Genomic DNA, 12,273 nt, shown 5'->3' on the forward strand with positions numbered 1-12,273 from the left:
AAGGTCAATATATGGTGGAGAGGGGGGTTTTATGGAATCGTTACAGCATGATTATTTCTTTTGGAGATTGATTCATTATTATATTCTTCAAAAGGGATTTCGGGTTCTTGATAAAAGAGGTCAAGAATTTTGGTTAGAAAATGAGGAAGCTAAGCCTCGAAGGGTTTTACGAATCGTACGTAAGGATTTAGACTTTACTGGTTCGTTTAGAAGAGATATTGTTGAATCTGTAAACCAGTTTGAACATATGAGAGGTCACCTTCGCCTCCGAAAACTGATAGGTGAAAACCTATATATTAGTGTATATCCACCTGTTGAATCTTTTGAAGATGTTACAAAACCATATTATGAAAGTAAAAAGAAACGAACGACCGTTTTTACTTCTTTACTAGATAGAAAAAGTACTGAGAGAATAAACCTTCCTGATATTCCATCTATTGAAACGGTAGAACAATTAGAAATAGCTATTTTTCACCTGAAACAACAGATTACTCAAGCAACAAGGGCTCGTGAAGAAAAGGAAAAGTCATTGTTTTTACAAGGCAAACCAATTGCAACAGTTCTATTATTATGTTGCATTGCAGCGATGTTTTATGTTTTAGAGCAAAACGGGGGGAGTACCTCGATTTTGACGTTAATTGAGTTCGGTGCTAAATATAACCCTCTTATTATTGAAGGAGAGTGGTGGCGCTTACTATCAGCGATGTTTCTCCATATTACTTTTCTCCATCTTTTTATGAACTCACTCGCTTTGTTTTATCTTGGAGGAGCTGTTGAAAGGATGTATGGAACAGCTCGTTTTTTAATTATATATTTCATAGCTGGATTGACTGGTTCGATTGCAAGTTTTTCCTTTAATGAACAAGTTGCAGCAGGTGCATCAGGAGCTATTTTTGGATGTTTTGGAGCATTGCTTTATTTTGGTACGGTATATAAAAAGTTATTTTTTAGGACGATGGGAAAAAGTGTGCTAACGATTTTAGTAATAAACTTAATATTTGGATTTGTCGTTCCAATGGTCGACAATGGGGCTCATATTGGTGGGCTTCTTGGCGGGTTTCTTGCTTGTGTAATCGTTCATTTGCCAAATCACAAAACAACGTATAAACAGCCTGTAGTTGCAGCTATAACGACATTCTTGTTATTGGGACTTTTTTGGTTTGGTATAAATAACGATCAAAAAGCGAGCTCGTCTATTTTAGAGCTACAAATTGGTCAAGAGCATTTGCAACAAGATGAGCTAGAGTTAGCTTACCCTTTTTTAAAAAGAGCTGTAGAAGAAGGAGCGGCCAGACCTGAAGCAACTTTTTTATTAGCTTATGCTGAAGCAAAGTTCGAAAATTATGAAGTAGCAAAAGAACTTCTGCTTGTAACGATTGAAAAAAGATACGTATTTCATGAAGCTCATTATAATCTAGCTCTCATTTATTTAGAACTTGATCAAATCGAGGAAGCTCGTGCATCGGTTAATCGTGCCGTCCAACTACATCCTGACGATACTTACCTCGATTTACAAGAGCGTTTACGTGACTAAGGTTTCAATGTTTGCAATAGTTGAATCGGCTCACCGTCTGCAGTTCTAAATAGGACAAAGAAATGATCAGCGGAAGTAGGTACAAGAATCACTGGGACAGTGCTACCGATGGGGCTTACAGAGGTCCCGTCATGTTTAGTAATTCCGAGTACATAATTTTTGTATAATCCTTCCCAAAGGCCGCCAAGAAATTGTGCGGTCTTTTCTTTTGTCAGTCCTGGTAATGGCTCTTCTTCGTATAGACCTAAATCTGTTAGGGCGATACGCTTATATTCATCTTTAGGGAGGTTGTAATACTCGAATAATGCATCCCAATCGTAATCTTGTTGCTGCTTTAAGATGTAATCAAGTATTCGTTTGCTTTCTTTTTCTTCTTCGGTACTAGGTTCTCGAAAAGCATGCAACGGACTAAGGGGTGAGTCAATGACATACAGCTGATCAAAGCTGAGTTTTTGTGCGCTTTTTATTACATCATTTGGATAATGTAGTTCTGCATGGTGAAATGTGACAACTCGATAATGTCCACTGTCATCTGACCGTACATCTTTCCCCATGTTAATCGTGTCAGTATTTTCACGCCAAGAGGAAAGAGCATCTTTTAAATAACCATCTTCGAATAAAAGAGACACATCTTGACGTAAGTAAGCAGGTTGGTTTAATACAGATGTGACACTCCAATCTAAAATATACTCATCCTCATCTTTCATTGCTTGAAACTCGATTTGGGATCTAGACTCATCAAACGAAGCATTAGGATCTAGTGGAAAGAAAATTAATGCATCTCGTAATGGCTCAGGTTTGATCGTGATGACGAGAAAAAGTCCCACACAAAAAGATGTTATTAATAATGTAATTGCGAATTTCCATTTTTTCATCGTCGTCCCTCCAATGGACAAACTATTTGCCACATTTATATGTGTCTAGCAAAGCCATTATGCATGTTCGTATGCATGGATTTGCCTATTGTAGCAAATAATGAAAAGGTATTGGAGGTGGCTGTAAGTGAGCGTAAAGAAGATAAAGCATCCTGTTTCGATCGTATATAAACAGAATATTAATTTTCTGAAAAAGGAATTAGCCGTTGATAAGAGTTTTGACTTAATACATTTGGAACTCGAGCATGGAGAACGAGAAATGTCACTCTTTCTTGTTGATGGATTTGGTAAGGATCAAGCAATTACTCAGATTCAACGAGAATTGATTCGGATAACCGCTTCTGATTTAGCAGATCGGCCTTTGGATCGATTGATGAAGCACTACATTCCTTATGCTGAAATAGAGGCGACGGATGATTTAGATAATGTAGTGGATCAAATCCTTGCCGGTCCAGCAGCTCTTGTTGTTGAAGGTATTGACAAAGTTATTTTAATTGACACACGTGAATATCCCGTAAGAGGTCCAGAAGAGCCAGATACAGAAAAGGTTATTCGTGGTTCTAAGGATGGGTTTGTAGAGACTCTAGTGATGAATGCAGCTCTTATGAGACGACGTGTAAGAGACAGAACAATGAGAGTAGAGTATGTGTCAGTTGGGCGTCGATCTAAATCTGATTTAGCCATTTCCTATATTGCTGATATTGCAGATCAAGAATATGTGACGAAAATTAAAGAGGCATTAGAGAAAATCGATACAGATGGATTACCAATGGGAGATAAGACAATAGAGGAATTTGTCTTTGGTCATAATAGTAATCCGTATCCAATGGTACGTTATACAGAGCGTCCAGATGTGGCTTCTACACATTTACTCGAAGGTCATGTCATCATTATGGTTGATGGTTCTCCAAGTGTAATGATTACACCCACAACGTTTTGGCACCATATGCAACATGTTGAGGAGTACCGGCAAAAGCCAATTGTCGGTACGAGCTTACGAGTAGTTCGCTATGTTGCAGTCTGGGCATCTATTTTTTTATTACCCCTATGGTACTTATTAGCAACCAATGAGCAACTAACGCCAGAAGCTCTAGTATTTATTGGAGCTGAAGAGGTAGGGACCGTTCCTTTATATGCACAGTTTCTTGTGGCTGAAATTGGAATTGAGATGCTTAGAATGGCAGCCATTCATACTCCCAATGCTCTTGCAACAGCATTAGGTCTTGTCGCTGCTCTTTTAATTGGGGAGGTGGCAATAAATGTTGGGCTTTTCTCGCCTGAAGTGGTTCTGTACTTAGCTGTAGCTGCTGTTGGAACATTTGCGACTCCAAGTTATGAAATGAGTCTGGCAAATCGTTTAATAAGGGTAGTTCTATTAATTGTTACAGCCATATTTGGAGTAGCTGGGTTTGTAATTGGAACTACCATTTGGTTGCTAATGCTCGTAAACCTTCACCCATTAGGTACACCATATATGTGGCCACTCCTACCGTTTAATGCCCAAGCCTTTAGAGATGTATTATTCCGTGTAGCAATGCCTCTTAAAAAGCAAAGACCATCAGCCGTACACCCCAATGATCCGGATAGATGAAAAAACAACGAGACCACGTGAACTTCGTGGTCTCGTTGTTTTTTTAAAAGGTATGAATTAATAAAATTTGAGTGAAGAAAAGAATGACTCATCCGTCTTTCTTAAAAATTAGTTGCTGACTCTTCCATATCGCGTTCGAACAAGTCATCTTTAACAAAGATGTCATTACCATTTATTGCTTGTGACTCAGTCGCAAGGACAAGTCCGAATGGTGTTTGTTTTTGTGGTGTAACGATGGTGAAGCGAATACCTATTTTATTTGCTTCCTGGATGTAATTTGAATAGTTTCCATAATTTAAGTTACTGTTTACGTATAAGTGTAGATTTGATTTTGTTTTCATTATTTGTAGAGCTTCTGAATACATCCCTTTGTGAATCACTTGCCTTTTTGTAAGCGCTATATGGATTCGTTCTAAAATAGTTGTTAAAAATAATTGTCTTTCTTCTGGTTTGATTTCAGGGGTTCCGTAAATTGCGCGATCAATGATGTCTTGTACCTTTTGGTCCATTGTCGTCCCTCATTTCTTCATTTCACTTGAACAAGTTTTCTTCCTGTCCTTCTTATTTTTATTTACAGACATATCATATCATAAGAACATATTGCCTTGAACGTAATTTGTCAATTCGATAATGCTTTAAAAAGGAAGGTGTCTTTCATGTGGTTTACGATGCTTATTTTAGTGTTTGTTTTTACAATAGGTATGACGATTGGTGGGTTACTAGCTGCACCGAGAGATACTGTAAGACCGATTCAGGTTATCTTATTTTCTTTGTTTTTTTTATTTTTATGTTACATGGGGATGATTACAGGAATGTTTATAACAGGTTGGATTGGATTACGCTTTATTGAAATTGTATTAGCTATTCTTACCCTTCTTTTTATTGTCGCTTGTTTTAGTCGCTTTCATCCTACACTTGGCTTTTTTCATCCTGAAGATAAAATTCTTTTTTCGATGCTTGCTTTTTTGTTTTTCTTAATGGGGGTAGAATGGGGTTTAGTGGAATTCAGAACGTTTTTCACTATAGCGGCAGCCTTTTTGTTTACCGCGGCATTGGGCCTTGGTTTATATGTTCAGATGCAAATTCGACAGGCTTTTTGGCGTCATTCCAATATAGCATATGCTCCGCTAATTTGGCTTCTTTTCGTAACCGTATTGAAGCTGTTATAATGGGTTAGAGGTGAGCACATGAAAACAATGTACGACGTAAGACAGCTACTTAAAAATCATGGGGCGATTGTTTACACACGAGATCGATCTTTTGATCTTGCTCTGATGGAAGAAGAACTCCGTGAATTGTATAATTGGAAGATTATTGATTCACATATATTTCAACAGGGGTTGCTCATCTTACGGAATGAAAATAAATCAATGAATTAGAGGGTGGAGAATGGTGTCAAAGAAATGGTTTGTAGGTGTAGATATTGGTGGAACGACAATAAAATTGGCTTTTGTGACGTTAGATGGAGACATCGTTACGAAGTGGGAGATTCCTACGAATAAAATAGACGATGGGAAACACATTACTAGTGATATAGCCCGGGCAATTGAAGAAAAGCGTGAAGAACTTGGTGTAACGAATGATGCACTTAAAGCGATCGGTTTAGGAGCACCTGGTTTTATCAATATGGAATCAGGATTTATTTATCATGCTGTCAATATTGGTTGGAAGAATTTTGCCTTAAAAGATGAACTGGAAAAGGAAACAGGGCTATCCGTAACGGTTGACAATGATGCAAACATTGCTGCTTTAGGAGAGATGTGGAGAGGAGCAGGTGATGAAGCAAAGAATTTGCTTTGTGTAACTCTTGGAACAGGTGTAGGCGGCGGGGTCATTGTAAATGGTCAAATTCTTCATGGGGTAAACGGAATGGCTGGAGAAATAGGTCATCTTACTTCAATTACCGATGAGTCTGGAGCACCATGTAATTGTGGGAAAACAGGATGTCTTGAGACAATAGCATCAGCCACTGGGATCGCAAGGTTAGCAATGGAAGGGGTGCAAAAGCAACCTGATAGCATTCTTCAAACGGTTTTTGAACGTCAAGGAACGCTTACTGCAAAAGATGTGTTTGATGCTGTTAAAGCAGAGGATGAACTTGCGAAGTCTATTATCGACGAAATAAGTTTTCATCTTGGATTGGCGCTTGCAAATTTAGCTAATGCACTAAATCCTGAAATAATTGTTCTTGGCGGAGGCGTTTCAAAAGCTGGAGATTTATTGATGAATCCCCTCAAAGAGCAATTTAAGTGTTTCGCCTTACCTCGTGTTGAAGAAGGTTGTAAATTTCGAATTGCCACACTTGGAAATGATGCTGGTGTCATTGGAGGAGCATGGTTGGCAAAACAAGGGTAATGTCTGGTCACATATACATTGTGCTGTACATACGATATAACAAGGACAATCATTACAACAAAAGGAGTTAAATCGGATGTCAGAATACCGGACGGAACGAGATTTAATTGGAGAAAAGCAAGTCCCGAAAGAAGCATATTACGGCATTCAAACAGTCCGTGCAAAGGAAAATTTTCCAATAACAGGATATCCACCACATTCTGAACTTATACGAGCATTTGGGTATGTAAAAAAAGCAGCAGCAATGGCGAACCGTGATGTTGGTGCACTTAGAATTAATATAGCAGATGCCATTATTGAAGCTGCTGAGGACATAGTTAATGGTAAGTATCAAGATCAATTTATAGTTGATGCCATTCAAGGTGGAGCTGGTACGTCTTTTAACATGAATGCGAATGAAGTTATTGCGAACCGGGCAATTGAACTACTTGGTGGTCAAAAAGGTGAGTATATGCGCGTGAGCCCGAATACACATGTAAATATGGCTCAATCAACAAATGATGCTTTCCCAACGGCCATTCATATTGCTGCACTTCGTCTAGCGGATGGTTTAACAGAAGAGTTAAATAAATTAATTCTTGCTATTAAAGAGAAAGAAAAGGAATTTGACAATGTATTAAAAATGGGGCGTACTCATTTGCAGGATGCTGTTCCGATTCGGATGGGACAAGAGTTCGGTGCGTATCAACGAGTCCTAAGCCGAGACCTTGGTAGGATTAAACGTTCGGTTGGTCAGTTATTTGAGGTCAATATGGGAGCAACTGCTGTTGGAACTGGACTTAATGCAAAGCCTGAATATATTAAAAAAGTAGCTGTTTATTTATCTGATATAACTGGATATCCTTTTAGGACAGCGGAAGATCTAGTGGATGCAACGCAGAATACAGATGCTTATACAGAAGTGTCAAGCGCATTAAAAATTATGGCTATCAATTTATCTAAAATGGCAAATGACCTACGTCTAATGAGTTCTGGACCGCGTACTGGACTGAATGAGATAAATCTGCCATCAAGACAACCGGGCTCTTCCATCATGCCTGGAAAAGTAAATCCTGTAATGTGTGAAGTGGTTAATCAAATTTCCTTTCAAGTTATTGGAAATGATCATACGATTAGTCTTGCGTCAGAAGCAGGCCAATTAGAGCTTAATGTAATGGAGCCAGTACTGGTATTTAACTTATTGCAATCATTTTCTATTTTACAAAATGGAATAAGTGTTTTTAGGAAATATGCGATCGAAGGCTTAACTGCAAACATAGACAGATGCCGTGAGATGGTTGAAAGAAGTGTAGGGATCGTTACGGCGATAAATCCTCATGTTGGCTACGAGGTGGCAACAAGAGTAGCGAAAGAAGCGATTCAAACGAACAGACCCGTTCGAGAAATTTGTCTTGAAAGAGGAATTTTATCGGAAGAGGAATTAAATGAAATTCTTGATCCGAAAGAAATGACGAATCCAGGTATAGCTGGTTCACGATTTATTTAAGGTTAAAAAGACATTGCGAATAACTCGGATGACTCAATGACTTCAGCTTCCATTAAGAAAATAGTGCAAAAGGGTATTTGTATGCGCTATAATGTATTGATTTGGAGTTTGCTGAAGATACTGAGTCATTTTTTTGTGTACGTTTAGTGAACTTATCTATTTGTTGAATCATTTTAGGGAGTTTATTCGTCTAATAAATGAATTAAAATATGAAAAAGTGGGGACGGGTTGACATGAAACATTTGATCGTAAGTATCTTTGTTCTTTTTACAGTTTCAGCCTGTGCCCAAGCTCCTACCTTGATCCTACCTGCCCCAAAAAGCTTGAGTGAGTTACCTGCTAAGTCCAATGTACCTTCTTCATTTTTTACGGGTTCAATTATGACACCAATACAAAATAAGCTTCCTATTATAGAAGTAGCAAGTTGGTATGATAAAGATACTGTACTATTTTTACAAGAGGAAAATGAACAGTTCAGTTTACATAAACACAATCTTTTTTTAGGAGAATCGTCAGTTTTTTTAGAAGAAGATGGGTGGATAATAGACGTAAGAGCAAATGCAGATTATTCCTTATTTGCTGTACAGTATCTTTCTTTGGAAGAACAGTCACAGTTGTTGATCCTTAATGATCAAGGGGGTATTATCTGGACAATTAAGGATTATGGTGAAGAGTATACGATTTATTGGAATCCATATGACACACAGACATTTGTGATGGTTGCTTATTTGCCAAATTGGGAATTTGAAACATATGTAGGGAATGTTGAAGAGAAGAAGATAACTGATATTGGCCTTGAAGAATCCTATATTCAGTGGGTCTCAGAATCGAAAGTAGGATATTTGAAATGGGAAGAGTTAGAACCCAATTTTCAAGCCCCGCTTTATGAACTAGATATAGAGAATGGAGAAACCAATAGGTGGAAGGATACAGTTATTGCATTTATGGCTTTTCCTGATGGGTTATCGCTTTCTGTTACTGTTGATTCCATTTATGACCTCTATTCTGTCTATCGTTTTTATGATGAGCAAAAGCCATATAGAAAAATTGAGATGCCAATCCTCAACACGTATTCAGAGCAGTGGTGGATTCCATATTATTCGTATGATCATAACAACGGCATTTTTTATTACTTGCGTCCAAAATATAGCAGTGATTACTTTAGTTATGAAGATGGATACGAATTAATTGCCTATAACGTTCGAGCTGACTCTGAAGAAAAATTGATTTCATTAGAAAAGCATGTCCCACTGTCTATTTCACCAGGAGGATCCATTCTTCTTATTGGTGAACGGTATGAATTTGGATATGATATACAAGAAGGGGCACTTGTACCGATGTGGGAAGAATAGAAGTTGCTAAAGAAAAGTTTTTTGAGTGCCTCTAAGTTGTGAGTGCAAGACATTGCACCCACTTTTTTGAACACACATAAAACTCGAACCCCTTGCATTTTTGAAGCAGTCTGTCATAATGGAGTTAATAACTTGTATGTATTTTCAAGACTAGGGGTGTCCATCTAGTGGACTGAGAAAAAGGCTATGCCTTTTACCCTTATACCTGATCTGGATCACGCCAGCGTAGGGAAGTCGTCGCAGTCGTATTCCGTATGTTCGGATGCGGCTTTTTTTGGATTTTTTATCATAAAGGTGGGGCTAGCATGAAAGAGTTTAAATTATACGCCATAACAGGTGAAGAGTTTCATCAAGGTCGAGAACTTATAGAAGTTATGGAAGCAGCGATTCTTGGTGGAGTGGATATTATTCAATTGCGAGATAAGACAAGCAGTAAGAGAGAAGTATTAAGGAAAGCTAAAGCATTACGAGAATTAACGGAAAAGCATGATGTAACGTTTATTGTTAATGATTATATTGATGTTGCTCTTGCAGTGGACGCTGATGGGATTCATCTTGGCCAAGATGATTTGCCACTTGCTGATGCAAGAAATATTTTGGGACAAGATAAAATTATTGGTATTTCAACTCATCATATCGACGAAGCACGTGAAGCGGAAGCAAGTGGTGCTGATTATATTGGAGTTGGACCTATTTTTCATACAAATAGCAAAGTTGATGTTGTTGACCCGGTTACGACTGAATACATTCAACAGGTCGCTGCTGAAATTACGATCCCGTTTGTCGCGATCGGAGGGATTAAACTGCATAATGTCGATCAAGTATTAGAAGCAGGTGCAACGAGAATTTGCATGATCTCAGAAATCGTTGGAGCGGAAGATATTAAAGGAGTTTGTGAGCAATTTACGAAAATATTAGCTGAAAAGGGAGAGAAATAAAGTGCGTTTACTCATTAACGGAGAAGAACATAACATAGATGCTTCTACTCTTGAAGAGGTTGTGTCTCATTTTGAACTTGAACCTCACCTTGTTGTAACTGAGATAGATGGTTCGATTATTGAACGTTCAAATTGGTCTGTAACAAAATTGCATGATGGAATGAGAATTGAACTTGTTCAATTCGTCGGAGGTGGATGAAAATGAAACAAAATAAATTAACAATAGCAGGCAAAGCATTATCATCTCGTTTTTTTCTTGGAACGGGAAGATACCCAAATCCTTTTGTGCAAAATGAAGCAATAAAAGCTTCTGGAGCTGAAGTCTTAACGTTTGCTATCCGAAGAGTGAACTTAGGTGCTCCGAATGAAGATGCGATTTTACAACATTTAGAAGGAATGTCATTCACGTATTTGCCGAATACATCAGGTGCTAAAACGGCTGAAGAGGCGATTCGAATTGCTAGGCTTGCTAAAGCATCTGGTTTAAGTGATTGGATTAAAGTTGAAATAAGTGTTGATGAAAAGACACTTTTACCAGACCCAATTGAAACGTTAAAAGCTACAGAGGTTCTTGCTAAGGAAGGATTTGTCGTTTTGCCATACACATCAGATGATCCTGTTCTTTGTAAAAGGTTAGAAGAAGCAGGTGCCTCTGCTGTAATGCCAGGCGGCGCTCCAATTGGAACTGGTTTAGGTATTTTAAATCCTTATAATCTCGGATTGATTATCGAACAAGCGAATGTGCCCATTATTGTTGACGCTGGACTAGGTTCAGCTATGGATGTTGTCCAAGCAATGGAGTTAGGGGCAGATGGTGTATTAATGAATACTCCTGTAGCAAAGGCGAAAGATCCTGTAAAGATGGCTCATGCAATGAAACAAGCAATTGAAGCAGGTAGATTATCATATGAAGCAGGGCGGATCCAAAAGAAGAAGTATGCAACTGCTAGTAGTGGTCTAGCTTCATTCGTTTCAAAGTAGAAGGGCTGATTGGGGGGGAGAATTGTGCAAGAGAAAGTAATCATTTTAGGAGGGGGCGTCATTGGTTTAGCGACAGCATTTGAGCTTAGCAGACGTAATTATGATGTCACAGTTCTGGAGAAAACAAGTTGCGGGGGGCAAGCATCTGGAGCAGCCGCAGGCATGCTTGCTCCTTTTTCAGAAATTGGAGAGGACCCCGATGACTTTTTTAAATTATGTCTTGATAGCTTGCGCATGTATAATAAGTGGCAAACTGATGTAAAAGAAGTATCGAAGTTGGACTTTGAATTTTCTCAGAGTGGAAGTCTTCATGCGGTTTATCATGATGCTGATGTGCTTTCTCTCGAAACGAGACAGTCATGGCAACGTGAATGGGGAGCTCAAGCTGAATTAATTTCGGGTGAACAATTATGGAAAATGGAGCCGTCCCTTTCTAAAGACGTGAAAGCTGCCATGTATTATCCAGAGGAGAGTCATGTTTTTGCACCGGATTATGTGAAGGCATTAGAACGTGCTTGTCGCGCAAATGGAGTTACCATTATTGAACATCTTGATGTAGTAGAGGTAGTTGAGTGGAAACAGTCGGTTGCATTACGTGCAAAAGATGGTCGTGAGTTTGTAGGAGATCGTCTGATTGTTTGCTCGGGCGCTTGGTCTAGTGAATTGGAGGAAACATTCGGAGTTCGAATCCCAGTTTATCCGATACGTGGACAGATTTGTGCATACGAAATACCCATTAATCAGGTCAAACATATTGTTTACACAAGTCAAGGATACCTCGTTCCAAAGGCAAATGGAACATTAGTAAATGGTGCTTCAGAAGACATTGCCGGCTTTCGTACGAACGTTACGGAAAAAGGAATTGCACGGTTAACGAATTGGAATAAGCATGTTTTCCCATTTTTGGAAAAGGAAACTCCCTTTCACACATGGGCAGGACTACGTCCAGCAACTCAAGATGGATTCCCGCTAATTGGGAAACTTGATAAAGCATCACATATTGTGTTCGCAACGGGGCATTATCGAAATGGAATCTTACTAAGTCCAGTCACTGCTGTTGCAGTAGCTGATCTATTAGACGAAAAAGAAGCCTACTCACCACTAGCCTCTTGCAAACCAGAACGATTTACATAAGAGAGGTGGTTCCAAAAGGGGTGCATT

At 38.7% G+C, this 12,273-nt stretch carries 13 protein-coding genes and 1 riboswitch; of the genes, 11 read left to right on the forward strand and 2 right to left on the reverse strand.

Annotated features, from left to right (window positions below; translation table 11 throughout):
- The first annotated feature begins 31 nt into the window (after window positions 1-31).
- The gene (locus tag SAZ04_RS03450) at window positions 32-1,534 is read left to right on the forward strand and encodes a rhomboid family intramembrane serine protease (RefSeq protein WP_332691062.1); all 1,503 of its coding nucleotides are present in this window, start codon (window positions 32-34) and stop codon (window positions 1,532-1,534) included.
- Here SAZ04_RS03450 and SAZ04_RS03455 read toward each other — a convergent pair.
- Window positions 1,531-2,409 (reverse strand): hypothetical protein, encoded by an 879-nt coding sequence (locus SAZ04_RS03455; RefSeq protein WP_332691065.1) that lies wholly within the window; start codon window positions 2,407-2,409, stop codon window positions 1,531-1,533. The genes SAZ04_RS03450 and SAZ04_RS03455 overlap by 4 nt on opposite strands.
- A gap of 127 nt (window positions 2,410-2,536) precedes the next feature.
- On the opposite strand from SAZ04_RS03455, the gene SAZ04_RS03460 reads away from it, so the two are divergent.
- On the forward strand, window positions 2,537-4,000 hold the full coding sequence (locus SAZ04_RS03460) for a spore germination protein (RefSeq protein ID WP_332691068.1): 1,464 nt from the start codon (window positions 2,537-2,539) through the stop codon (window positions 3,998-4,000).
- A 101-nt stretch (window positions 4,001-4,101) separates the two neighbouring features.
- On the opposite strand, the gene SAZ04_RS03465 is transcribed toward SAZ04_RS03460, so the two are convergent.
- Window positions 4,102-4,509: a YueI family protein gene (locus SAZ04_RS03465; protein WP_332691071.1), complete on the reverse strand. Its 408-nt coding sequence runs from the start codon at window positions 4,507-4,509 to the stop codon at window positions 4,102-4,104.
- A gap of 147 nt (window positions 4,510-4,656) precedes the next feature.
- Here SAZ04_RS03465 and SAZ04_RS03470 point away from each other — a divergent pair, with 147 nt between their 5' ends.
- From SAZ04_RS03470 to thiO, 9 genes are all read left to right on the forward strand, one after another.
- Entirely contained in the window at window positions 4,657-5,169 is a 513-nt protein-coding gene (locus SAZ04_RS03470) for a hypothetical protein (protein WP_332691074.1), read from the forward strand.
- Window positions 5,170-5,187: 18 nt separating this feature from the next.
- Window positions 5,188-5,379, forward strand: a complete 192-nt coding sequence (locus SAZ04_RS03475; protein ID WP_332691077.1) for a YqgQ family protein — start codon at window positions 5,188-5,190, stop codon at window positions 5,377-5,379.
- 10 nt (window positions 5,380-5,389) lie between these two features.
- Window positions 5,390-6,355 (forward strand): ROK family glucokinase, encoded by a 966-nt coding sequence (locus SAZ04_RS03480; protein ID WP_332691080.1) that lies wholly within the window; start codon window positions 5,390-5,392, stop codon window positions 6,353-6,355.
- A gap of 76 nt (window positions 6,356-6,431) precedes the next feature.
- Window positions 6,432-7,841: an aspartate ammonia-lyase gene (aspA, locus tag SAZ04_RS03485; RefSeq protein ID WP_332691083.1), complete on the forward strand. Its 1,410-nt coding sequence runs from the start codon at window positions 6,432-6,434 to the stop codon at window positions 7,839-7,841.
- A gap of 233 nt (window positions 7,842-8,074) precedes the next feature.
- Window positions 8,075-9,193 (forward strand): YqgU-like beta propeller domain-containing protein, encoded by a 1,119-nt coding sequence (locus tag SAZ04_RS03490; protein WP_332691086.1) that lies wholly within the window; start codon window positions 8,075-8,077, stop codon window positions 9,191-9,193.
- A 142-nt stretch (window positions 9,194-9,335) separates the two neighbouring features.
- A riboswitch (TPP riboswitch) is annotated at window positions 9,336-9,442 on the forward strand.
- Between the two features lie 56 nt (window positions 9,443-9,498).
- Window positions 9,499-10,131 (forward strand): thiamine phosphate synthase, encoded by a 633-nt coding sequence (thiE, locus tag SAZ04_RS03495; protein ID WP_332691089.1) that lies wholly within the window; start codon window positions 9,499-9,501, stop codon window positions 10,129-10,131.
- 1 nt (window position 10,132) lies between these two features.
- Window positions 10,133-10,330, forward strand: a complete 198-nt coding sequence (gene thiS, locus SAZ04_RS03500; RefSeq protein ID WP_332691092.1) for a sulfur carrier protein ThiS — start codon at window positions 10,133-10,135, stop codon at window positions 10,328-10,330.
- Between the two features lie 2 nt (window positions 10,331-10,332).
- Window positions 10,333-11,112: a thiazole synthase gene (locus SAZ04_RS03505; RefSeq protein ID WP_332691095.1), complete on the forward strand. Its 780-nt coding sequence runs from the start codon at window positions 10,333-10,335 to the stop codon at window positions 11,110-11,112.
- Between the two features lie 24 nt (window positions 11,113-11,136).
- Entirely contained in the window at window positions 11,137-12,246 is a 1,110-nt protein-coding gene (thiO, locus tag SAZ04_RS03510) for a glycine oxidase ThiO (protein ID WP_332691098.1), read from the forward strand.
- Window positions 12,247-12,273 lie beyond the last annotated feature (27 nt).

Source organism: Halalkalibacter lacteus (genome assembly GCF_036663595.1).
GTDB lineage: Bacteria > Bacillota > Bacilli > Bacillales > Bacillaceae_D > Halalkalibacter > Halalkalibacter lacteus.